The following is a 24,517-nucleotide window of genomic DNA, read 5'->3' as shown; positions in this document are numbered from 1 at the left end:
ACGCTCGCTACCCGTTAAATTGATATTTAAAAAGGGAGGAAATGTAAATGGAGAATAGACAATTGAAATGGTTAGCTGTTTTAAGCATTTTTACGTTATTAATTTTAGCTGCATGCGGTTCAGATGATGATGACAGTGAAACAGGATCTGGAGATTCAGCCAAAACCGAAGCAGAGTATAAATTTTTAAGTATTTTAACTGGTGGAACTCAAGGGACATATTATCCACTAGGTGGTACTTTTGCTGAATTAGTTTCTGAAGAGACAGGTATAAAAACTACTGCTGAAGTATCACAAGCTTCAGCTGCAAATATGACTGCACTACAGGAGGGGAAAGGAAATATTGCCTTCGTACAAACTGACATCGCATATTATGGGACGGAAGGAACAGAAATGTTCGAAGGGAAAAAATTAGATAATATAGTTGCTCTTGGCGCACTTTACCCAGAAACAGTACAACTAGTAACTTTAGCCGACTCAGGGATTAATTCCTTTGAAGATTTAAAAGGTAAAAAAGTTTCGGTTGGTGCTCCTGGTTCAGGAACGTATGCAAACGCTGAACAGCTTTTAGAAATTCATGGATTATCGATCGAAGATGACATCGAAGCTCAAAATTTAGATTTTGGGGAGTCTACAGATGGATTATCGACAGGTCAAATTGAGGCAGCTTTCATCACAGCTGGTTATCCTACGTCAGCAGTTGAGAGCTTAAATGCCACAAACAAAGTTAACATTATTCCGGTTACTGAAGATAAAGCAAAAGAGCTTATTGAAAAATATCCATACTATGCTTTAGATGCAGTACCTAAAGGAACTTATGGCCTTACAAAGGAAGTACCAGCTGTATCCGTATTAGCAATGCTAGCAGTTACGAAGGACCTTCCAGAGGATTTAGTTTATGAAATAACAAAAGGCATCTACGGCAATACAGATAAAATTAGCCATGCTAAAGGTGCGTTTATTAAAGCTGAAACTGCTCTAGATGGTATTGGTATAGAAGTTCATCCTGGTGCTCAAAAATATTTTGATGAAGTAAACAAGTAACTATTACGGAAAAGAGGCTTTGACGCGTACAGCTTCGAGTCTCTTTTCTAATGGAGTGAGGCTTCCCACATTATGAAGAAAAGAATAATTTTGACTCTTTTGTTGATAATGGTAGCTTTTATATTCGTACCTTTCATACCTGTCCTCTCATTTACCGAAACACACACAGATTCACCAATTCCTCATTACCTTTCTATTAAGAAAGAAAAAAACTTCCAAATTATATTTACTCATACTATACATAAAACCGATGTTATTGAAAATTATCGAGTATTTAATAATAAGGAGATTCTCTTACTTTCCATGGAATATAGTGACGTGGCCATTGGAATGCCTAGCTATGCAGAGGAGGGGCAGACGTTACTTTATGAAGATGGCAAATATACTCTTTCGTATGACCGGTCAGTTTTACCTCATTTTACTTTGTTCATCGGAAATGTAGAGGATCAGCTGTTTTTACAATATCAGCAGAAGAAATACGATTTAAAAGAGGGGCTAGAAAAAGGAAAATCCTATCTTTTTGAAGTGAAAAAGCTATCCTTGTTGGAAGTAATGAAAGGAGCTAACCTGAATGAGCAATAATAAAAAGCAGAACACTAAGGTCAATGATTTTCAAGAGCTGTCTGCTGCGGAACAACAAGCACTATTAGAAAAGTATGATCCAGAATCTAATACGCGTAACGTAGATAGTAAACTTAAATATGTCATATATTTTGGCTTGTTGGGATTTTCATTATTTCAGCTTTACACCGCTATATATGGACAGTTTCCAGCTCAAATCCAGCGTACTGTTCATTTAGGCTTCGGTTTATTGTTTGTATTTTTATTATTTCCAGCTCGCAAAAGGTTATCTAAAACCAAGATACCATTTTATGATTTTATACTAGGAGCAGGAGCAATTTTTGTTGGGAGCTTTTGGGTTATAAATTATAAACGGCTTGTCCAAAGCTTAGGTAGTTTAGAAACGGTAGACTTTGTTGTAGGTATAGTCGCTATTTTATTAGTTTTAGAGGCTGCACGCCGAGCTGTAGGCTTACCGATAACAATTATAGCAGCATTGTTTTTAGTATATGCCTACTTTGGGGAACATTTTCCGGCGTTTATGGCTCATCGAGGACAAGACTTTGATAGTATCGTAAACTTAATGTACTTTTCTACAGATGGAATTTTAGGTACACCGTTAGCGGTTTCCTCTACTTATATATTCGCCTTTCTATTATTTGGAGCGTTTTTAGTTAAAACGGGGGTAGGTCAGTATTTTAATGACCTTTCAGTTGCGGTTGCTGGAAAACTAGTAGGAGGCCCTGCAAAAGTCGCTATTTTTTCATCTGCCCTACAAGGGACAATTTCTGGAAGCTCTGTAGCAAATGTAGTTACTTCAGGGGCTTACACGATTCCGATGATGAAATCCCTAGGATATAAGAAGGAGTTTGCTGGTGCAGTTGAAGCCTCCTCCTCGACTGGAGGCCAATTAATGCCGCCAATCATGGGGGCAGCTGCATTCTTGATGGTCGAGTTTATCGGACGGGGAGTGACCTATTGGGATATTGCTAAAGCAGCAGCGATACCGGCACTTTTATACTTTACCGGAATCTGGATTATGACTCACTTTGAAGCTAAACGTTTAGGCTTGCGCGGATTGACAGATGATCAAATGCCAGATCGGAAGGAAATTTTGAAAAAGATTTATTTAATCTTGCCGATTTTTTTAATTATTATTTTAATGATGGTCGGTATACCGGTCATTCATTCAGCACTATATGGTATTCTTGCTTGTATCGTGGTGGGTTGGATTAATAAAGACACTAGACTTGGTCCAAAGGGAATTTTAGATGCTCTAGTCGACGGAGCTCGTACCGCGCTTAGCGTAGTTGCAGCAACAGCTTGCGCTGGAATTATTGTAGGGGTTGTCGTAAAAACAGGTCTTGGTCTCAGTCTGGCTACAAGTCTTGTTAAGCTTGCAGGGGGTAGTATAATTCTTACCTTGTTCTTTGTTATGATTGCTTCTTTGATTCTTGGGATGGGGGCTCCAACCACTGCAAACTATGTGATCACCTCCACAATTGCAGCACCTGCAATCATTACGTTACTAGCACCAGATACAGCACAAAGCGCTATTCCGCTTGTTGTTTTACTATCTGCTCATTTCTTCGTATTTTATTTTGGAATAGTTGCAGATATAACCCCGCCAGTTGCCCTAGCCGCCTTTGCAGCGTCAGGCATATCGGGTGGTGACCCTATTAAAACAGGGATTCAATCTTCGAAGCTGGCGATAGCTGCATTTATCATTCCCTATATGATTGTATTCTCACCAACCTTATTGATGATAGATACAACCATCGGGCAAATAGTGTGGGTGACCTTTACAGCAGTCATTGGAATGCTAGCGATTAGTGCGGGGATGATTGGTTATTGGTATCGCAAAGTTAATCTAATAGAAAGAGTGCTAATAATTCTTGCAGGACTGCTGCTTATTTACCCTGAAGGATACTCTGATATGGCTGGCTTAGCTTTATTTGGAATTCTATTGGTCATTCAGCTTGCTACACGTGAAAAAAATGTAGTCACTCTATAATAGAAACCATGGGCAAAACAGCCCATGGTTATTAAGTATTTAGATAGAAAAATATGAATATATTGGTATAATGTAAATAAACAGAATACATAGAATAGAGGATGTACTAATGACTTTAAAATTCATTCAAGCTGGTAAGCATACAAATGATATGGTTCATTTTCCTGAATTTGATTTGATAATACAACCGGGAGAGGTAACGGCAATCGTTTCTACAGTAAATGTTAAAGAGCAACTTTTAAATACATTTCTAGGAAAAACACGACTTTCCAATGGTAAAGTAGATTATCTCCCAGATAAAAAAATAGGTTTTTTCTTTTTACATGAAGGTTGTTATGAACGACTAACGGTAGTTGAAACTTTAAAATATTATAAAAAGCTCTTTAATTCCTCCGAACAAATAGAAAGCATACTACAAACAATGCAGCTAGATGCTCAAAAGAATAAGAAACTAAAGAATTTGACTTACTCTGAAAGAAAGCGAGCACAGCTTGCATGGTTGCTTATACAAAATCCAGACATATACATAATGGAAGAACCAGATCAGAATCTGGATATCGAGTCCAAACGGATTTTGTTTTCACTGTTAAGAGAGCTACGATTAGCACAAAAGATAATTTTAGTATTAACTGGTCAAGTAGAGAGTGGAGTCGCTTGTTCGGATAACGTTTACCGATTAGATGAAAAAGGACTGCGACCAGTTTTGACTCAGGAAGAAGACAATGAAGAGGATAAAATTGAGCAGCCTACTGATAAAATTTCCAATGCCGATGAAGTAGTGGAAGAAAAAATAGTTCAGCCTATTCGATTCGAAAAAATACCGACGAAAGTAAATGAAAAAATCGTATTATTTGATCCACCGGAGATTGATTACATAGAAAGTACAGAAGGACAAACCTATTTACATATAAAAGGGGAAAGCTTTGCTTGTTCATTTACGTTGAATGATTTAGAAGAAAGATTATTGGCTTTTGGTTTCTTTCGTTGCCATCGTTCCTATATAGTAAATTTACAAAAAGTGCGGGAAGTCATCACATGGACAAGAAACAGTTATAGCTTAGTACTAGATGACTCAGAAAAATCGTCCGTTCCACTCTCAAAGACCAAAATGGCGGATTTAAAGGGAATGTTGGGCCTCAAATAAGCTCCATTCAGCATAAAAAGGAGTTCATTCACCCCAAATTTAACTCCTTTCACGGTAAATATGATGTCTTTCCATTAAATATCTTCTAATCTTAGGTTGTAGATACGAAATGCTAAACCAAACAATTAGGAGGTTTTCAAATGGAAAATGTAATTGAAGTGAAAGGCCTTGCCAAATATTTTTCGAATTTTAAGGCAGTAGAAGATGTAAGTTTTCAAGTAAAAAAAGGTGAGATATTTGGATTTTTAGGACCAAGTGGCTCGGGGAAAACAACCACTATAAAAATACTAACGGGTCAGCTAGATCCAACTGAAGGGGAAGCATTTGTTTTTGGAGAGAAAGTATCCAATTTTAAAAAGGCCAATGAGAGAAAAAGATTTGGCGTTCTAACAGACAACAGTGGTCTATATAGTAGGTTAACCATTTTTGAAAATCTAAAGCTATACTGCGAATTATATGACTTGCCTATTTCTAAGGTAGATGAAGCACTGAGCTTTGTAAATCTAACGGAAGCACGAAAGAAGAAAATTGCTGAATTATCTAAAGGAATGACACAACGTGTAGTACTAGCAAGAGCTATTCTTCATGAACCAGAGCTTTTGTTTTTAGATGAACCAACATCTGCGTTAGATCCTACAAACACGTTACATATTTATAATGGCTTACGTGCATTAAATGCAAAAGGAACCACAATCTTTTTAACAACACATGATATGCAGGAAGCCGAAACGCTTTGCGATCGAGTTGCATTTTTAAACAAAGGAAAAATTCAATTACTGGATAAACCTAGTGAACTAAAGAAACAATTTTCAGATGGAACAATGACTATTGAGCTGACTAACAATGAAACAATCATAATTAAAAGGGATGCAGCTGGAGCAGATGCAATGTTCCAATTAATGAAGGAAAATCGTATTTCCACTGTACATTCCAACGAACCTACATTAGGTGATATTTTTGTCAAAGTGACTGGAGGAGAATTAATATGACATTTTCATGGAAACGTGTAAACGCAATTTTTCAAAAGGATTTTAAGGAATTTAGTAGAAACATGGCAGTCTCAGTTGTTGTCTTATTACCTATCTTAATGGCAGCTATTTTTAGCCGAATGGGCATGGATCCGTTGGTAAATGGTAATTTCACGATAGGCTTTGCGTTAACAATGGTAGGCTCGTACGTTCAATGCTGCTTGATTGCAGAGGAAAAAGAAAGAAATACACTGCGTGGATTAATGCTATCCCCTGCAAATACGTATGAAATTCTTGGTGGGAAAAGTGCATTATCATTCGTTTTAACAATGATAGTAGCTATTGTTAGTGTAATGCTTGCTGAGTATACTCCAGCCAACGTACCTGTATTATTATTAGGATTAGCCTTATGTGCGATATTTTTTATAGGCTTAGGTACTTTACTAGGGTTAATAGCAAAATCAGTAATGGAATCTTCTGTGATCGTGTTGCCAGTTATTTTATTGTTCTCTATGGGAACAGCTATTGAAAGCTTTAGTGATAAATATCCTATTTTTAGTGTGATTGAATATATACCAAACCTTCAGCTATTAGAATTAGCAACTAGAATAGATGCTGGTGCCGGGTTCGGAGAAGTTTGGAGCCATTTAGGTATAATCGCTCTATGGTCTGTAGTAATTTATATCATTACTGCTATTATCTATAGAAAACAAATGATAGATTAATAAAAGGAAATGTAAACAGACTAAATTAAAATGAATTTGATTAATAAAATTAATACCGAATTTAGGAGAAGCTTTGTATCCCCCAGAGCTACTCCTTAAGGTATTTAGAAGATAGGAGAAAAATAATGTATAGTCCAATTTGATTTAACTCCGTATTAAATGAACGAAATAAATATGGGGGATAATGATGAAACAAAATAAAAATTTTATAGTATTACTAACTAGTCAATCGATTACAAACCTTGGAGATGTTTTTTATCTAGTAGGTGTTATTAGTGTTTTATATAACTTAACGGGTTCGGCTGCCATTTCTTCTATAGTGCCATTTACTATTACTACTGCAATGTTTATTTCTAGTTTAGTGACTCCTTTATTTCTTGGGAAATATAGGCTGAAGTTCTTACTGGTATGGTCACAGGCAGGAAAAACTTTGCTGTTAGCATTGTTAGTAGTTTTTCTATTGTTTTTTATGCATTCAACTAATTATTGGTACACTTTCTTTATAATAGGTGGAATTGCTTTGTTAGATGGCTGTGCCAATCCCATAATGCGAGCTTTCCTACCTCATTATGTGGAAGATGCTCAGCTGATAAAGGCTAATAGTATCGTAGAAACTGTCACTCAGTTATTGCAAATTGGTGCTTGGTTGTTCGGCGGATTGTTACTTTTGTTGCTAAGCCCCAACTGGTTAATACTTATAGTATGCGGCTTCTTTTTAGTTTCTACTATACTTACGTTTCTTTTAGAAGATGTAAGCCATGAGGAAAAAGAGAAAGATACCCTCTGGAATCAGTTCTCCGAGGGCTGGATTAGTATAAAGAAAACACCGGTTCTTAAAAAAATTATGCTAATGGATATTTTAGAAACGATAGCAGGGGCTGTTTGGATAGCAGCCATTCTATATATTTATGTGGAGACCGCCCTCCATGAAGGAGAACAATGGTGGGGCTTTATTAATGGAGCATTTTTTATAGGTTTAATAGTAGGAAGTATTATTTGTATGAAATATTCTAATTTTACAGATACGTATAAGCAATATTTTATTGGCTTTGGTGCATTCATTAGCGGTATTCTTACCATCCTATTCGGTTCGATAAGTTTTCCATTACTAGCGATTATATTATCTGTAGGTATTGGACTAACTAGCCAACTGAAAAATATACCGCAACAAACAATTATTCAGAGAAGTATCCCGAAAGAGAAATTAGTAACTGTATATACATCTTTAGGTACAGTAGGTACTGGGCTGTTTGGTATATCTTCCTTAGCCATAGGTATTGCAGTAGATTTAGTCGGAGTAAGAATAGTATTTATTCTTTCAGGAATACTACTACTTATGGTGAGCCTGATAGTTTTGAAGAATAGAAGGCTGTTTAATTAAAGTTTTCATGCAGGAGCTCAGTTATATTACTGAGCTTTTTGTATGTAGTTCAATCTATATCAGTTATAATTAAAGTAAACAACACGAGGTGATTTGGATGGATCGTGATTTCTTAATACATATTACCTCTGAAAGCCTCAAGCTAGTCAGAGTAGAGAACGACTATACACAAGACAAAATGGCAGAGCTGCTAGGAATCTCTAAGAAGACGCTAGTTCAGATAGAAAAAGGTAGGACACTAGCAAATTGGACAACAACTATCGCTATTTGTGCCTTGTTCCGTGATAGCCCAACCTTACAAAATCATATTGGTGGAGATCCCATGGAGGTAATAGAGCTCACTGCTCATGATGTGATTATACGACCAAAGGATAAAACATTAGGTGGCTACGTATGGTGGAAAAATGTTGAAGAGAAAAACGGCTTTCGATTACAGCAAAATTTGTTGAGCAAGCATTTTCGAATAGTAGATGAAGAAAATTATCGAATTCTTAGCACTTTTGATGAAGCGGTAGTAAGAGATAAGTGGAATGTTATTAGTCAGAAAATTTAATGTTGTCTAAAACTCCCCTTTAGTGTAAAATTACACTAAAGGGGAGTTTTTGTTATGAAGCAAATAAATAAGTTTTTGATTATGATTATAGTTATTTACATCATTGCATTATTAGTAAATTTCGTGCCTGCGATTAAATTTCCAGACCATCGGATAAGTATTTTCAACTTAGCAATTTCTATACTGTTTTTAATAGGTATCCTATATTACTCGAGTGTAAAGAATGGCATTGTTTTATATGGAATTGCATTTGTAGCAACCTCAGTTATATTTGTTGTAAATCTTATAGAAAGTTATCTTTTCGATTATGTTGTCTTAGATGTATTAGCAAATATACAGTATCCTTTATATGTTATTTTCGTCATTCCATTTTTTGGACTAAACAAATTATTGAATATGAGCTACGGAAATTTTTCTTTTATAGTTTCTCTTCTATACCTAATCATTTTAGCTGGCAGCCTTTTAAAATATAAGTGGAAGGTACGGAATACAAGTTTACTTATTTTGGTTCTTTTGTTTTATTGTTTGCCTTTTGGCTACTACGGCATGTATTTGGATTATATGAAAGGCTCATTGCTCGGATACCTTTTAATGATTATAGTGACTTCAGCTTTAGCATATATATGCAAAGCATTTCTACTTGTACGTATCCTAATTATAGGGAATATTCTATCCGCTATATGTTCTTTATATTTTATACACATGATGGATATAAAAGAGGATTGGGGATATTTTTTTAAACCATTTAGGCAAACCACTTTATTTTTTATTATCTTCCTTTTAAATTGTATCCCTCAATGGTTTGTTATTAGATTAACTGGTAGGAGGGATAGGAAAAGATGAAAAGATGGTTTGTTTTAATTTTAGTTATAAGTTTATGTGTAAATGTATTGCTGTTTGGCAATATTTTCTGGAAAGGGATGTATACACCTAACGAAAGAGATCAAGTTATTTTAGGAGAAATGGTACAATTAGTAATAAGTAGTCCTAAATTTAAAACAATAGATGAATCAGAGGGAGTCCTAGCAGTCAATCAAATGGTTGATAGAAACAAGGGAGGGGTATTTCCATATCACTATGACGTAATTGTATATACCAGTGAGCAGGCATATATCTTTGGTTGTAAAGATGATAAATGTGACGTAGTGGGATTTGAAGGGACTATGGCTTCTAAATACGAAGATTCGGAGCAACTATTACCGTTCAAATAATAAATAGGAGTTCGTGTTCAGAATGGATATGACCAATTCCGCCGTAAGATCTTTGAAACGAATATATTTTTTCCTCGTCTAATTCATAAAAATAAAGAGGGATTATAATGTATAAAATAGGTTTCCTTGTGTCTTTAATAGTTCTGTCCTTATGTTTAGTGAGCTCTCAACAAAAGGTTGATAGGAAGGTTGATACCGAACCGTCTGATACGAAACCATTAGATACAAAAGCCCAAGCTATAGAAGAAGATATTGTATATCGACTTGTGACAGAAAAAGCAGAGTACGGTAAGAATGAACCTATAAAAATTTATGCTGAATTAGAATATACAGGTGAAAAAGATGAAATTGAAATTTTTCATTCAGCTTCCCCGTTTTCTTTCCCAATGGTTGAAACTACCAGAAACTTTGAAATCGGATACGGTATGGATGCACCATTATTAAGCACTAAACTAAGAAAAGGGGAACCACTCCGTGCAGAATATTGGGGAAGTGGCGGCTACACTTCAGAGGATAAAAAAGAATATGTAGATTTTATAAGTCAAATTATGAATCAGGAATTTCCAGAAGGACGTTATATCGTAAACGGCTCTGCTGATTTTTATGTGAAAGCTAACGGGAAAACTGAACAAAAGAAAAACTATAACATTAAATTGCAAGTTGAATTTAAGGTTAATAATACTAACTAGAAAAAAATGCTAGATGAAAACAACTACTCTAACGTAAGAAAGGTTGTTAGCTAATTGAAGAAAGTAATAACAGCCATCATTTTATTCGGATTAATTGTAATAGTTCAAAGCATTCAAGTTATTTATACGACCCACACATTTATTAGGGTTATGAATTTAATATCTACCATCTTCATTTCTGTTGCAATCGGTACCTTTATTAGAGAAATGTTTATTTTAAAGAAGGTAGATAAGTAGAAGGGTTAAAGCGTATAAATTAAATAATTTCTATCTATAAAATAGCCAGAAGAAGAGAACTTTTGAAATTTATTTAGTAAGTCATTTAACCTCTAAAGCTTTTTTCTTTGCTAGTTGTAGAATTTGAAGTCGAGGTGCTTGCTCGCCCTCTAGCTGTTTGATCATCATTTCAAATGTACTAAAATTACTTATAATATAACCTGTTTTCTCATTGTTAAATTCATAGTTTCCAATTGTTTTTATTTTTGATAGGTACCAAACTGTATATGTATCGGAAGCAGACCAGTACCAGGAAGCAAACGGAACTCTTTCATCTGTTAACGTGATTCCGACTTCCTCCATCACTTCCCGCTCTAAAGCTTCCTCCAAACTCTCACCATTTTCTAAACGCCCTCCAATAGTGGTCATTTGCTGTTCTGCCTTGTCCTACGAAAGCATAATCATGCCTTGTTCGGTTAAGGGTATACAATGAACACCAGCTATTGTTCTGTCCTTTGGTAGTGAATCCCTATAATTTAACATCAAATTCCTCCTTATACCTTAAACTTTTTCGATATAAATTTATAAAAACCTTTTTTGAATAAAAAATTGAAGAGCGAAAAAATGTTTACTTAATTTACAAATTTTAGAGTATAATAGTATTAACAGATAATTACAATAAATGTTTAGATGGGGGGATTATGGGGTGAAAAACTTATATATAATTTTAGCTACTGTCCTAGTAGAAACAGCTATATTATGGGGAGTTTCTATTTTATTAGATTGGAAATTAGTAGATGTCATTTTTCTTGGTAGTTTAGCGGTATTTGGCCTCATCTGGTTTTTTCAACTTAATTCTAATAGAAATAGCAATGAAGAGAACGCTCATTTGAAAGGCTGGAATGGCCAGGATGGTGGCGGGATTACGCCTTTTCAATTTAAATTTAGAGGATCTCCTATTGTATTAGGGCTACTGCTATTCATTGTAGTGAGCTTTTGCATAACTGCATTTACTTATTATCCTTATTTTATTGATTAATGAGAGGTCTAGCTATGGGACGATTGATAACAGAACAAGAGGATTTATTAAGGGTGTTAGACAGTCTTTTAAGGGAACCAAAATTTTTTTGGGACGATTTTTATCGTGATCGGAAAAGAGAGGTTCCTTTTTTTACGGTAAAGCCTGATGAAAATTTAGTAGAATATGTGGAACGAAATATATTTAAACAAGGTAATGTGTTAGAACTAGGATGTGGACCTGGCAGAAATGCCATTTACTTAGCTAATAAAGGCTTCTCAGTTGATGCGGTTGATATTTCAAAAGAAACAATACAATGGGCAAGCGAGAGAGCAAAAAAAGAAAATATTGATGTTAACTTCATCTGTCAAAATATTTTTGAGTTGAATATTCAGGAAGATAGCTATGACATTGTCTATGATTCAGGTTGTTTTCACCATATCGCTCCTCATCGGCGAATGAGTTATATCCAACTAATACAGAGAGCACTTAAATCTGGAGGCTATTTTGCTATTACTTGTTTTTCTCCAAATGGCGAATATGGTGGAGCGACAATTTCGGACGAAGAGGTTTATCGTTCACTAAGCTTAAAAGGTGGACTTGGGTATGATGAAACTAAATTACGAGCTGTCTTTAAGGATTTTAAGGAAGTTGAGATACGCCCAATGAAGGAAATTACAGCATCAGCCGAAACGCTAGGCTTAGCTGGATTTATGACGGCAGTTTTTCAAAAAACATGATTAAAAGAAAAGAAGAAAAGAGTTATTTGTTATTTATGAGCTTATATTGGAATGAACACAAAAAGCTAGTTATTGTTCATATAAGAAAGAGAGGCTATATAAATATATGAATAAGTATGGCAATGAATTGTTTGCAGGAACTGCTTTGTATTATTCACGTTACCGATCTCTTTATCCAGCTACCCTTATTCGACTTTTGATCAAAAAATTTGCTTTAGATGGCACAGGACAAATGTTAGATTTAGGGTGTGGTGATGGAAGACTTGCGTTAAGATTTGTCGATTGGTTTGAAAGAATAGTGGGAATAGACCAGGAAGCAGAAATGATTCAGCAGGCTGTCCATTTACAGCAGGAGTCTAGATTTAGTAATATGGAGTGGTTTCTAGGCGATTTGGATAATTATAAAACTAATCATGAGGAAACATTTAAGTTAGTAACAATTGCCAAAGCTTTTCATTGGATGGATCGTGAAAAAACACTTGAACTGTTGTTTAGTATGGTTTCACCAGGAGGCGGTATCGCAATTATTGATCCTGCTTCCACCAAAGTCACGCCTAGTTTGTGGGAACTCAAAGTGAATGAAATCATGAAGCATTGGTATGGTGGCGAACGAAGAGCTGGAAATACTGTTTATCGACCGCCGAGTGAGACTTATGAACAGCTTATTAATCGTTCTAACTTTGACTTGGAGACCATTGAGCTTCCACCATATCAACATAGCTGGAACATAGATTCTATAATCGGCAATATATATTCATCCTCCTATGGTGCTAAATATTTTTTAGGTGACAATTCTCGTTTGTTTGAAAGGCATTTAAGAGAGGAATTACTGAAAATTGAACCTACTGGACGTTTCGAGGAAAAAATCCAACTTACAGTCCAATTAGCGCTTAAATAAGGAGTGTTATCAATTATGTATAAACAAATTAAAACCTACAATGAAGCTATACATATAATCGAAGAAATTGGGCTACTGCCCCTTGCGCCTCTTATTCCTGATTATCCTTCATTAGGAAGTATAACTGCTAAAGAAGTCTGGCATTCAGATACCGAATTTGATCCTTGGATGTGGAGGACACAATTTTCGATGGACGGAACGGCAGGATACGGAAAGTTTATTAAGAAAAAGTCGGTGCTCATTTCAAGGGAGCTACTCCCATACTTTAAAAAGGTTTTAGGTGAAGAAGATTCAGTCGAACAACGTTTTTCAGATGGCAAACTTTCAAGAGAGGCTTTAGTAGTTTTTCAATTAATTGAAGAAGAACAGGGAATAGATACTAGAGTTTTACGGAAAAAGTCGGGTCTGACACAAAAGGAGCAAAAGAAAATTTTTGAAAATGCATTGTTAGAACTTCAAGGTTATATGGATATCGTAATTGCTGGAATTCAAGAGAAGACAGATGATCATGGAGAGAAAAATGGTTGGAACTCCACAGCCTTTGAAACCTATGATGCATGGACTATCAGAAATGGGATCCAGAAGCTAGGCCTTAGTAGACAGGAATCTAAAGATTATTTAATTACTCATTTTGAAAACAAGTGCAATGAGAATGCGATGAAAAAAATAATTAAAATACTGCAGTAGAATGTGGGGATCCAATGGAGTTTGTATATCATATGGTGCCAAAGAAAATGATTGGCGATGAACTATTACCACTAAATTATATAAAAGGCTTAGACAACGAGCTTTATAAGCAATATAGCGAGAAATATCGTAATAGTCCAGAAAGGGAAAGTCTTTTACAGAGGAAAATACCTAAACTAGATTGTTTGTGGAATGATGTTATATTTTTATTGCCACTTCATCCAAACTACATTTTTAAAGCATTGTACAAGTTAGGGGTAAGCATAAAAAAGGACCTATTATTTTATGAAATCCCAATTGAAAGACTACATGATAACTTAAATGCGATCTATTATTATCGCAAAAGCAATTACAAGGGACCATCTTCAGATATACCCGAAGATGAGGTGGAAATTATTCAAATAGACTCTTTTCAAATGTTAAATGCAATCCCCGAAGATACATTAACATACTTTGGGGAAGAAAGTAGGAAAGGTACAAACTTTGGGATGTTTGCCCATATTCCACATATATTAAGCCTTGGAAAAATTAATATTTCTGGTGTAGATCACGTTAACTGGAGTGAGAAGTAAACTTTAAAAGCTTTGTTAAAGTTATTGGTTGATTTTGACTAACAATTCTTTTTTATAGTGACTGAAAACATTATAAAAGGGACATTCAAGTGAAATTAAGATATTATAAATAGTTTATGAAATTGGGATTGGGTACAGTTTTTCGGCCTTGTTTATGGGAGTAAATTTATTAGCGCGTTATCGATGCTAAAGCTGTTCCCATTTATTGATTGGAGCGCCAGTCGGCGACTCCTACGGGATGAGGGAGACAGATAAGACATTACAACCACGCGCGTAAGGAATGGGTGATGACTTATCGCTCACCCCGAGGAAAGCGTCCGGCTGGTGCGAAAAATCAATTCTACTCTGATCTAAGATTTCTTTGCATCATAAATCAACCCCACTCTTTAACATAGCCATTTAAAAAAAAGTTATAAACCTAGAAAAAGAACAGCTACTGCTGCTCTTTTTTTTGTACAGAAATTCTAAATAAGCGTATCGCGCATTTAAGAAGGGTATAATGAAAACATAAGAAAAAAGTATTGCTAGGAAAGGTAGATACGATGTCAGAAACTAGAAACCAAGCTGGATGGAATTTAGACAACAGTTATACTAGTCTTCCACCAATGTTTTTTACAATAATAGATCCTAATCCTGTTAGCTCCCCTAAGCTTACAGTTTTAAATGAATCACTAGCCTATGAGCTAGGATTGAACAAAGACTATCTTAAAAGTGAACAAGGTCTACAAATACTTGCAGGAAATAGTGCCCCAGCAGGAAGTAAGCCTCTTGCACAAGCCTATGCTGGTCATCAATTTGGACACTTTACTATGCTAGGAGATGGCCGGGCATTATTGTATGGAGAACAATTAACTCCTGATGGGAAGCGTTTTGATATACAACTAAAAGGTTCTGGTAAAACTCCTTATTCTCGCGGAGGAGATGGAAGAGCTGGACTTGGTCCTATGCTTCGAGAATATATTATTAGTGAAGCGATGCATGGATTAGGAATACCGACGACACGTAGTCTTTCAGTTGTAACTACTGGCGAATCAATTATTCGAGAAACACTTCAACAAGGGGCTGTAATGACGAGAATCGCTAACAGTCATATTCGGGTAGGTACGTTCCAATTTGCTGCAACCTATGGCACATATGAGGACTTACAGGCATTAGCTGACTACACGATAAACAGACATTATCCTGCGTTAGAGGATAGAGAGAACAAATATTTACTTTTCCTCGAGGAGGTAACGAAGCGTCAAGCATCACTTATTTCTAAATGGCAGCTAGTAGGGTTTATTCATGGAGTTATGAATACAGATAATATGAGCATCAGCGGGGAGTCTATTGACTATGGTCCATGTGCGTTTATGGATACCTATGATATGAACACTGTATTTAGCTCAATTGATACGCAAGGACGTTACGCATACGGCAACCAACCAGGTATTGGTGGCTGGAATCTGGCTAGACTTGCAGAAAGTTTATTGCCCCTTATTCATGAAGATCAAGAGGAAGCGATAAAACTTGCACAGGAAGTGTTATCTGCCTATCCAGAGCATTTCCAAACAAATTACATAAAAGGCATGAGATCTAAGCTTGGGTTATTCCATGAAGATGAAGCGAATCTTGCGCTCATTCAAGAGCTTCTAGAACTAATGCAGAAGTATAAAGCAGACTATACAAACACCTTCCGAGCTCTTACTATGGAAGAGCTAGATGAAAATGAACTTTTTAAATCCGATGAATTTAATGATTGGCAAGCAAAGTGGCTAGATAGATTAGAAAAGCAACAAGGATCAAAACAAGAAGCAATACAAATGATGAAAGAGCATAATCCTACTGTCATTCCGAGAAATCACCGTGTGGAAGAGGCGATAAAGGCAGCGGTTGATAGAGGAGACTATCGAGTGATGGAAGGCTTAGTGTCAGTACTACAAAACCCTTACGACTATTCAGGCGATAACCAAGAGTACTCGAAGCTTCCACCAGACTCAAGCTGTGGATATCAAACTTTCTGTGGAACGTGAAATATAGATTCTGGTTTTGACTTTTATTTAATGAAATTAACTTTCTTAATCAATAAGTATCAACAAGGAGGCTGGGACAAAACTAACCTCAAAAATAGGATAGCTGCTGGCATTTTACGAAAGTAAAATATCAGCAGCTATTTTTTTGCATGAAAAAAGGACAACTTCTGTTAAAATTTAAGTATCCTACTACTAAATTTCAAACGAAAGAAGTGTCCTTTATGTTTAAAAATTATAACATGAATCAATTAATATTACCTCTAGATTTAGAAATTAAATTACAAGAAAATGATATTGCCTTCCATATCCATCGTCTAGTCGAAAGTATTCCTGCAGAAGCTTTCGCTCCTTTTCAAAAAGAGACAGGTTGTCCAGCCTATCACCCACGGATGATGTTGAAAATTATTTTGTGTGGTTATACTCAATCAGTCTTTTCAGGTCGAAGAATCGAAGATTTAACAAAAGACAGTGTCCGCATGATGTGGCTAGCTCAAGGATATGAACCTAGTTACCGTACCATTAACCGTTTTCGTATTCAGCCACAAATGAAGGAATTACTGCGCCAATGCTTTGTACAATTTCGTTGTAGGCTTGAGGAGAAGCTGATTGACCAACAAGCGATTTTTATTGATGGCACAAAGCTTGAAGCAAACGCAAATAAATTCACATTCGTTTGGAAAAAGTCGATTGAAAAGCATCACGCCAACTTAGTCGAAAAATCGAATCAAGTATATGAACAACTACTCGAAGAACAGGTTATACCAGCAATTGAGCGTGAAAGCATGGAACAGCTTTCTGTAAAAGAACTTGGAGAAGTTGCAGTAACACTTGAGGATGTAGTCGATGACTACACTACAAAAATTACTACCTCTGATGATGTCATTGAACGAAAACGACTTCGAGCTGAACGTAAAACACCAAAGCAATTATTGAAACAAGTAGATGATTGGATGAAACGCAAACAAAAGTATGAACAAGATTTAGAGATACTGGGTACACGAAATAGCTATTCTAAAACTGATCAAGACGCCACATTCATGCGCATGAAAGATGACTATATGCAGAATGGACAATTGAAGGCTGGATATAATATACAAATAGCAACAGAAAACCAGTTTACTTTAGCTTATGATGTATTCCCTAATCCAACTGATACAAAAACACTTTCACCTTTTTTAGCTGTAATTGAAGATCAATATTTTAAATTACCAAAGCATATCGTAGCAGATGCCGGATACGGCAGTGAACCCAATTATGAGGATATTATATCTAAGAGAAAACGTACGCCCTTAATTACATACGGTATGTATCGAAAAGAACAGCAGAAAAAATATAAGGTTGATCCTTTTAAAACGAGTAATTGGTCTTATGATGAAGAAGCCGATACGTATACATGTCCAAACAATCAAACGTTATCATTCCTTCACCATTCAACACGTAAAGATTCTACTGGGTTCGTGCGCCACTTTAAAGTGTATGAATGTGAAGATTGTACAGATTGTCCGTTTCGTAGTTTGTGTACGAAAGCAGGTGAAGGAACGAATCGTAAACTCGCAGTAAATACGAAATGGGAACAACAAAAAGCATATGTACAACAAAAGCTTTCAGAAGAAAAAACAGCAGCTATCTATCGTCAACGTAAAACTGACGTGGAGCCAGTTTTTGGATTTCTGAAAGCTAATTTAGGTTTTACACGATTTTCTGTTCGTGGAAAAACCAAAGTGAAAAATGAAATCGGCCTCGCATTAATGGCCACAAACTTAAGGAAATATTCATTAAGAGGGCTGTAAGCCCTCTACTTTCTATAAGAATTAGAAAAGGGCGAGTCGTTTTTGACGACTCACCCTTTAAAACTAGCTTAGAACCTATTTATGTCCCAGCCTCTTTTTGATTTAAGTAAAGAGCATCTGAATCATTAGACCTAATAGATTAAGGTAGGTATTATATATCAACTATAATTAACACTCTTTTAAGACATATCTATAATTATAAAGGAATAATATACTGAAAATTGTAATTATACTGATAAAGGAGGTTGTTTGATGGGGAGAAAACAATTTATTCGTGCTATTTCTCTTTTTCTAAGCATCATGTTAATCTTTGCTGTTTTGCCTATGACAAGTTTTGCTAATTCTGTAGAAGAAGATGTAATAGCAAAGCTTAAGGATAGGGGGTTTAAGTCACCTGTAAATCTCGGAATAGGTGCCTCAGAAGTTGTTCTATTAAACGCTGCTTTTGGAAAAGAAAATGGTAGAGATGTAGTTTATGCCACAGCAAATGGTGGTGTATTTAATGTAGTAGATGTAAAGGATAATAAGCTAATATTTTCTCAGCAGTTAGCAAAGGTATCTCAAGTGTGGAGTCATTCTATTGCTTCTAATGGGACAGTGTATATTGCTGCACTCGGAGAAGGAAATGTAGGAGAGCTTTGGAGCTATTCCCCAACAACCAAGATTGTCGAAAAGCTAGGAACACCTAATGCTGGACACCAAGCATGGAGTAGTACTACGGACGATAATGGAAACGCATATATTGGTACGTATGCGGAAGGCAACGGGCGTATTTATAAGTATGATGGTGCCACCAAGTCTTTCGTTGACTTTGGAAAGATTGATGCTGGCAATGCTAGTTATATTCGTTCTCTCGAATATCATGATGGATACTTATATGCTGGTTTAGGAGTGGAAGGAAAGGTTTATCGTATTAATGTAGAAACGATGGAAAAAGAAGAAATAACAAAAAATGTACCTGACATTTTAGGGAAACCTGTCAGCCAGATTAAATTCGTTTATGATATGGCTGTCGTTGGTAACTATCTATTTGCTCGTTTTGATGATGGAGGAGAATCGGCAATACTTTTTTATGATTTGATTAACCAAGAATGGGTGTCAGATAAAAAGCTTGGAAAACTACATGATGGATCAGCAGATGATTTTGGAAGCTTTGGTTTTATCCAGTTACCGGTCAATGGAGATAAGGCATATGTAATTCACAATCGTCACATTGTAGAAGTTGATATCAATACATTGGAGACGCGTGAAACAGGGATTAGATATGGAGCTGGCTTACGAGGAGGGGCTTTTGTAGATATGGGAAGAGAAGATCTTCCAGGTCTCTCTCTAGTAACAATGAATAGGACAGGGCAAATATTTGCTGCAAATCTTGAAACAAATAAAACTGTTACCCTACCAACCGCTATGCAAGCACTTCCATTGAGACTTCATAACCTTGGGGAAGGTCCAGATGGTAATCTTTATATGACTACTTATCCGGGGGGACCAAAGGGTTCGAAATATAATATCCAAACAGGGCAATTTGTTACGTATTCCCAGGGACAAGCAGAAGGAATTGTAGCGGGAAATGGAAATGATTTATATTTTGGAATATACGGTGGTGCTGCTATTCAAAGAATGAATACAGAAACCATGGCGATAGAAACACTTTTTGATCTTAAGCCGGAGCAGCAGGATCGGCCGTACATTATGAAATTTGTAGAAAACAAATTATTAATCGGTACTATACCGGATTATCAAAAGCTTGGCGGGGCACTTACGATTTATGATTCAGTTACTGGAGATAGAAAAACTTATCGTAATGTGGTTCAGGATCAAAGTATTGTTGGATTATCCCATAAGGACGGTTTAATTTACGGCTCCACTACAGTAAGAGGAGGGCTTGATATTCCTCCGAGCACCTCAAAGGCAAAAATGTTTATATGGGATATGGAAAGCGAGCAAAAATTGAAGGAATTTGAATTAGATATTCCAGAACTAGATGCTCCTCCAATAATTAGCGGATTAACGTTTGATGATAACGGAACATTATGGGGCGCAGTAGACGGCATTATTTTTGCAATGGATCCCGCGACCCAAGAAGTGATAAAGTATAAAAATATATATCCAGAGATAAAAAATAGGGGCATGTGGAGACCGGTCCATATTGAAATTGGAAAAGATGGTCTGCTATACACAGATGTTGGTGGAAAGCTTACGGTAATAGACCCTTCCTCTGAAAACTTAGACCATGTTTCATTGATAAATTCAGGTCCTGAAATTGACTTTATGGTTCTAGCGAATGACAAAGAAGGAAATGAAAATATCTATTATATAGACGGCGATGCAACTCATCTATTTATGATTCCTGTAGTTGATGGTGGAGAAGTTGTAAATCCTGAGGAACCGATTTATGAGACTGTCAATGTTCCGATTAAAAATGCAGGATTCGAAGACAAGGTCAAGAAAGAAAGCATACCAGGTTGGTCATCCTTATTTGGAGCATTTCCATCCAATGCATCCTTTGAAATAAGCGAATTACGTAAAAGCTATGGTAAGAAAAGCTTAAAAATTAACGATACGGATCAAAAGCAAACCGTTTTCGCACAAACCGATTCAATTTCTATAAAAGAAGGAGTAGAGTATACAGCTTCTACTAATCTCTTTTTAGAAGACGGCAGTGTAAGCTTCTTTATTCGGTATTTTGACGAAACGGGAATACAAGTTGGTAGTGATCGAGACGGTGAAAATATTATCCATATCCGTAACGGTCATAAGGAATGGCAGACGGTAAAAGCGACCGTTACAGCTCCAGAGGGGGCTAAATATGCCCGACTATTTGCTGGAACATCTAATTATTTTACTACAACAGCTGCTTATTTTGATGATTTTAAACTGAGCTATGAAAAGGAAGTAACGAAGCCTGGAAAACCTGGGAAGCCAGATAAACCAGGGAAACCTGAAAAACCAAAACCAGGGAAGCCCGGAAAACCAGGCAAGTAAGGTATTAGAAAAAGAGGAGAAAGTGAATTTTCACTTTCTCCTCTTTTTTCAATTTTATCTCTTTTTCTTCTTGCCTAGCTCTGCTGCAGCTTTACTTTTTTCTACTATTTTCTCAAATTCTATTTGAACATGCACATGATTGTTATCATTATAGGAGACATCTAGTACCTTGCACTTGCGTCCTTTAATTTTTAAGTCTTCGTCTACTGCAGGAATGTTTCTTAACGCTTGAGTTAATACAATTATATTATTTTCATAAAAATGTACTGCGAACATGTGCTTTTCCCCTTTATCAAATAAATTAATTCTGAACTAGAATCTCTATATTTTATGAGATAGGGAGGAATATAGAACAAGAAAAATCAACAAGATAAAGAATGGTATTGTAATTACGAAGCAGACCAACCGATTATATGGAAAAACCGACCGATTATGAGCTAAAACCGTCCGATTACTCTCTAAGCACACAAAAAAAACGAAAAAGTTACACTGTGTGTTTCACTTTTTCGTGGAAGTTTATTATATATCTGTATGATCACTTTCTAATTCATTGAGCTTTTCATAAATTCTTCTCTTCCTGTAAAGCATGATGCCAGCCTCTGCTATATCTTGGATCATTCCTTTATTTGCAAATGCTCCAAATATGATTCCGGCTATTGGTACCATTTGAAAGAGCTTCTTCCAACCAAATTGATCACGATAGGTGAAAAATACTTCCTGCCAGCCTTTTAACTGGGACAGCATATTCTCTGACGTCGGTTTTTTTTCATGAAGAACCGATAATTCATTTAAAATGGATTCTTTTCCAACGATATCAGCAGACGCAAATTGCAGACACTTAATGATAAACACACGCTCCTGTTTGTCATTTGGATCATACCCATGAATAATCGCAATTTCCTGCAAAGTTTTTAGTGCAGTACCAAGAATCACGGGAATATCGATTGCTAGTGTAAATATGCCACCAACCCCAGTAGTCGCACCCTGAAGAGTAGCAAACTTCACACGATCTTTTTGTAACCTTTCACTCAGTATGATCATATCTTCTAATGGAATGTTCCCAATATCCTCTATAGACTCAATAGGGTCGTAAGGAGTAGATGATTTAATCTTATTAATCATCGTTTGTTCATTGATTAAGTATTTTCCACCGGTTTGTATATAGCTACCTATTTCAGAAACAAGTAAGCCAATTTTTTCTTGTATAAAAGCAGGAGTTAACTTATCTAAGACCTTAAAAGGAAGACGGCCTAGCTTCTCCCAAAACCATAAAACCTTCTGATCTTTCTCCCAGGCTTCAATCTCTTCTAAATGTGTATGAAGATATTCTTTCGTTTCCATCTATCACTACTCCTTATAATAATATCTTATCACTACTATAATCTAATCTTGTTCAACTTACTTACATGACGTGCTTAAATCATTATCGGTTTCTATATTGTTAAGTACTGGTGCTATGTTATGTTACAGGTGCCAGGCACTTGTAACAATTGGAAAATGTTATTTTGAAATAATTGTTTACCAATTCATAATCTTCGTGTTAGACTAGCATTTATATATAACTAATCACAATTATTTAACATATTAAGGAGCAGTAACATCGTTGAATATGCTATTATGTTTAATAACGGAGGGAACAACATGAAAAAACTTATACATAAATGGAACCAAGTAAGTCTCGTTAAACAAATTTTACTAGGTATTCTTATAGGTGTTATGCTAGCTCTAACTATACCTGAAGCTGCAAGCTGGGTGACTATTTTTGGTGCTTTGTTTGTTGGTGCTTTGAAGGCTGTTGCACCAATACTTGTATTATTCCTAGTTATTCATGCAATTTCGTCTCATAGAAGTGGTCAGCAAACGAATATGAAGTCAATTATTATTCTTTATGGAATTGGAACTTTTCTCGCTGCGCTAGTTGGTGTTATTGCTAGCTTCCTGTTTCCGGTTACTCTTACGCTTACAACTGGAGTAGAGGACGTAACACCTCCAAGTGATATTGTAGCGGTGTTGAAAACCCTTTTGTTTAATGTCATAGATAATCCTATCAATGCTATTTTAAACGCAAATTATATTGGGATTTTAACGTGGGCTATTCTTTTAGGACTAACTCTGAAGAATGCTGCAGAAACAACAAAGACTGCCATAGCTAATTTTTCAGATGCAATCTCACAACTAGTCAAATGGGTCATTAAACTTGCCCCTATTGGTATTTTAGGACTTGTATTTGAAGCTATCGCAACTAATGGTCTTTCCGCTTTAAAAGAATATGGTCAATTAATCATCATATTATTAGGCTGTATGCTATTTGTAGCTCTAGTTATTAATCCTTTAATTGTTTACTTATATGTACGAAAAAATCCTTACCCATTAGTATTCCGCACGTTAAGAGAAAGTGGAATTACAGCTTTCTTTACGCGTAGCTCGGCAGCTAATATTCCAGTAAACATGGGGCTATGTGAAAAGCTGAAATTGGACAAAGATACATACGCTGTTTCAATTCCTTTGGGTGCCACTATCAATATGGCTGGAGCAGCTGTGACTATTTCTGTATTAACATTAGCTGCTGTAAACACATTAAATATAGAAGTGGACCTAGCTACTGCTTTAATCCTAAGTGTTCTTGCTGCTGTGTCTGCTGCAGGAGCATCTGGAGTTGCTGGTGGATCACTTTTACTTATTCCATTAGCTTGTAGCCTTTTTGGGATACCAAACGAAATTGCTATGCAGGTGGTAGGTGTAGGTTTCATCATTGGAGTCATCCAAGATTCATGTGAAACCGCACTAAATTCATCCTCAGATGTCTTATTCACAGCTACAGCCGAATATGCGAAGGATCGAAAAGAGGGAAAAGACGTTATTATTCACTCTTAATAAAATAAAATCAAGTGCCTCTCTACAATCCGTTGTAGAGGGGTGTTTTTTATACATATTTTAAATGAATAGAAGGATACTAAAGGCAAAAGGAGAATCTTTATGTCCGAGTGTCCGCTGTGCAATGCATTCAATGAATTTGAAGAAAACTGTCCAAAGTGTACTAACCCTTTAGAGGACGCTGGCAAGGAAAGTGATTTTTTAGATCCCTATGCTCATTACAACGACCTAGACACCATTAAAATGGCAGATGGTTATTCTCATACAAGGAAGGAAGAGATTTGTCCGCATCTCATCACATGTAATAGTTGCGGATACGATGAAGTGAAATTTGTACAAGGAATATGAAACAGCTGAATAATCAGCTGTTTTATTTTTGTGTATTGAAGTAAAATATATGTAATATTGAAAAAATATCGCTTGATGAAAAATAAAA

The 24,517-nt window shown here is 36.0% G+C and carries 25 protein-coding genes; 22 read left to right on the top strand and 3 right to left on the bottom strand.

What is annotated here, in order from left to right:
* Window positions 1-47 precede the first annotated feature (47 nt).
* From MKX96_RS12910 to MKX96_RS12855, 12 genes are all read left to right on the top strand, one after another.
* The gene (locus tag MKX96_RS12910; RefSeq protein WP_340883929.1) at window positions 48-1,043 is read left to right on the top strand and encodes a TAXI family TRAP transporter solute-binding subunit; all 996 of its coding nucleotides are present in this window, start codon (window positions 48-50) and stop codon (window positions 1,041-1,043) included.
* Between the two features lie 72 nt (window positions 1,044-1,115).
* A complete protein-coding gene (locus MKX96_RS12905; RefSeq protein ID WP_340883927.1) occupies window positions 1,116-1,625 on the top strand; it encodes a DUF1850 domain-containing protein in 510 nt (169 codons plus the stop codon).
* The gene (locus MKX96_RS12900) at window positions 1,615-3,618 is read left to right on the top strand and encodes a TRAP transporter permease (protein WP_340883926.1); all 2,004 of its coding nucleotides are present in this window, start codon (window positions 1,615-1,617) and stop codon (window positions 3,616-3,618) included. Before MKX96_RS12905 ends, MKX96_RS12900 begins: the two co-directional genes overlap by 11 nt.
* 109 nt (window positions 3,619-3,727) lie before the next feature.
* Window positions 3,728-4,762 carry a LytTR family transcriptional regulator DNA-binding domain-containing protein gene (locus tag MKX96_RS12895; protein WP_340883924.1) on the top strand — a complete coding sequence of 345 codons (1,035 nt, stop codon included), beginning with the start codon at window positions 3,728-3,730 and terminating at the stop codon, window positions 4,760-4,762.
* A gap of 140 nt (window positions 4,763-4,902) precedes the next feature.
* Window positions 4,903-5,751 (top strand): ABC transporter ATP-binding protein, encoded by an 849-nt coding sequence (locus tag MKX96_RS12890; protein WP_340883923.1) that lies wholly within the window; start codon window positions 4,903-4,905, stop codon window positions 5,749-5,751.
* Complete coding sequence (locus MKX96_RS12885) at window positions 5,748-6,455, top strand: ABC transporter permease (RefSeq protein ID WP_340883922.1); 708 nt, start codon at window positions 5,748-5,750, stop codon at window positions 6,453-6,455. The genes MKX96_RS12890 and MKX96_RS12885 overlap by 4 nt, the downstream gene beginning before the upstream one ends.
* A gap of 187 nt (window positions 6,456-6,642) precedes the next feature.
* A complete protein-coding gene (locus tag MKX96_RS12880; RefSeq protein ID WP_340883921.1) occupies window positions 6,643-7,836 on the top strand; it encodes an MFS transporter in 1,194 nt (397 codons plus the stop codon).
* Window positions 7,837-7,933: 97 nt separating this feature from the next.
* Window positions 7,934-8,389 carry a helix-turn-helix transcriptional regulator gene (locus MKX96_RS12875; protein WP_340883920.1) on the top strand — a complete coding sequence of 152 codons (456 nt, stop codon included), beginning with the start codon at window positions 7,934-7,936 and terminating at the stop codon, window positions 8,387-8,389.
* Between the two features lie 54 nt (window positions 8,390-8,443).
* The gene (locus MKX96_RS12870) at window positions 8,444-9,232 is read left to right on the top strand and encodes a hypothetical protein (RefSeq protein ID WP_340883919.1); all 789 of its coding nucleotides are present in this window, start codon (window positions 8,444-8,446) and stop codon (window positions 9,230-9,232) included.
* Window positions 9,229-9,600 carry a hypothetical protein gene (locus tag MKX96_RS12865; RefSeq protein ID WP_340883918.1) on the top strand — a complete coding sequence of 124 codons (372 nt, stop codon included), beginning with the start codon at window positions 9,229-9,231 and terminating at the stop codon, window positions 9,598-9,600. Before MKX96_RS12870 ends, MKX96_RS12865 begins: the two co-directional genes overlap by 4 nt.
* Before the next feature lie 107 nt (window positions 9,601-9,707).
* Window positions 9,708-10,289: a hypothetical protein gene (locus MKX96_RS12860; RefSeq protein WP_340883917.1), complete on the top strand. Its 582-nt coding sequence runs from the start codon at window positions 9,708-9,710 to the stop codon at window positions 10,287-10,289.
* Window positions 10,290-10,343: 54 nt separating this feature from the next.
* On the top strand, window positions 10,344-10,526 hold the full coding sequence (locus MKX96_RS12855) for a hypothetical protein (protein WP_340883916.1): 183 nt from the start codon (window positions 10,344-10,346) through the stop codon (window positions 10,524-10,526).
* 81 nt (window positions 10,527-10,607) lie between these two features.
* Here the strand turns inward: MKX96_RS12855 and MKX96_RS12850 are convergent, their stop codons facing one another.
* Window positions 10,608-10,934, bottom strand: coding sequence for an NUDIX hydrolase (locus tag MKX96_RS12850; RefSeq protein ID WP_340883915.1), 327 nt, complete (start codon window positions 10,932-10,934; stop codon window positions 10,608-10,610).
* A gap of 277 nt (window positions 10,935-11,211) precedes the next feature.
* Here MKX96_RS12850 and MKX96_RS12845 point away from each other — a divergent pair, with 277 nt between their 5' ends.
* The 8 genes from MKX96_RS12845 to MKX96_RS12810 all read left to right on the top strand — a co-directional run bounded on the left by MKX96_RS12845 (window position 11,212) and on the right by MKX96_RS12810 (window position 21,207).
* A complete protein-coding gene (locus MKX96_RS12845; RefSeq protein WP_340883913.1) occupies window positions 11,212-11,544 on the top strand; it encodes a hypothetical protein in 333 nt (110 codons plus the stop codon).
* 14 nt (window positions 11,545-11,558) lie between these two features.
* Window positions 11,559-12,263, top strand: coding sequence for a class I SAM-dependent methyltransferase (locus MKX96_RS12840; protein ID WP_340883912.1), 705 nt, complete (start codon window positions 11,559-11,561; stop codon window positions 12,261-12,263).
* A gap of 106 nt (window positions 12,264-12,369) precedes the next feature.
* On the top strand, window positions 12,370-13,161 hold the full coding sequence (locus MKX96_RS12835) for a class I SAM-dependent methyltransferase (protein WP_340883911.1): 792 nt from the start codon (window positions 12,370-12,372) through the stop codon (window positions 13,159-13,161).
* 15 nt (window positions 13,162-13,176) lie between these two features.
* A complete protein-coding gene (locus MKX96_RS12830) occupies window positions 13,177-13,848 on the top strand; it encodes an AlkZ-related protein (protein ID WP_340883910.1) in 672 nt (223 codons plus the stop codon).
* Window positions 13,849-13,862: 14 nt separating this feature from the next.
* Window positions 13,863-14,420 carry a group-specific protein gene (locus MKX96_RS12825; protein ID WP_340883909.1) on the top strand — a complete coding sequence of 186 codons (558 nt, stop codon included), beginning with the start codon at window positions 13,863-13,865 and terminating at the stop codon, window positions 14,418-14,420.
* A gap of 542 nt (window positions 14,421-14,962) precedes the next feature.
* Entirely contained in the window at window positions 14,963-16,432 is a 1,470-nt protein-coding gene (locus tag MKX96_RS12820) for a protein adenylyltransferase SelO (protein ID WP_340883907.1), read from the top strand.
* A gap of 221 nt (window positions 16,433-16,653) precedes the next feature.
* Window positions 16,654-18,222, top strand: a complete 1,569-nt coding sequence (locus MKX96_RS12815) for an IS1182 family transposase (RefSeq protein WP_340886030.1) — start codon at window positions 16,654-16,656, stop codon at window positions 18,220-18,222.
* Window positions 18,223-18,474: 252 nt separating this feature from the next.
* Window positions 18,475-21,207 carry a hypothetical protein gene (locus tag MKX96_RS12810; RefSeq protein WP_340883906.1) on the top strand — a complete coding sequence of 911 codons (2,733 nt, stop codon included), beginning with the start codon at window positions 18,475-18,477 and terminating at the stop codon, window positions 21,205-21,207.
* Between the two features lie 54 nt (window positions 21,208-21,261).
* On the opposite strand, the gene MKX96_RS12805 is transcribed toward MKX96_RS12810, so the two are convergent.
* Window positions 21,262-21,483, bottom strand: coding sequence for a hypothetical protein (locus tag MKX96_RS12805; RefSeq protein WP_169358684.1), 222 nt, complete (start codon window positions 21,481-21,483; stop codon window positions 21,262-21,264).
* Window positions 21,484-21,726: 243 nt separating this feature from the next.
* Window positions 21,727-22,548: an EcsC family protein gene (locus MKX96_RS12800; RefSeq protein WP_340883904.1), complete on the bottom strand. Its 822-nt coding sequence runs from the start codon at window positions 22,546-22,548 to the stop codon at window positions 21,727-21,729.
* 300 nt (window positions 22,549-22,848) lie between these two features.
* Here MKX96_RS12800 and sstT point away from each other — a divergent pair, with 300 nt between their 5' ends.
* Together sstT and MKX96_RS12790 are read left to right on the top strand one after the other, a co-directional pair.
* Window positions 22,849-24,081: a serine/threonine transporter SstT gene (sstT, locus tag MKX96_RS12795; RefSeq protein WP_340883903.1), complete on the top strand. Its 1,233-nt coding sequence runs from the start codon at window positions 22,849-22,851 to the stop codon at window positions 24,079-24,081.
* Between the two features lie 102 nt (window positions 24,082-24,183).
* Complete coding sequence (locus tag MKX96_RS12790) at window positions 24,184-24,429, top strand: hypothetical protein (RefSeq protein WP_340883902.1); 246 nt, start codon at window positions 24,184-24,186, stop codon at window positions 24,427-24,429.
* The last annotated feature ends 88 nt before the right edge of the window (window positions 24,430-24,517 follow it).

It is taken from the genome of Psychrobacillus sp. FSL W7-1493, from assembly GCF_038004905.1.
Taxonomy (GTDB): domain Bacteria; phylum Bacillota; class Bacilli; order Bacillales_A; family Planococcaceae; genus Psychrobacillus.
This window is presented reverse-complemented; position numbering and strand designations above follow the sequence as displayed.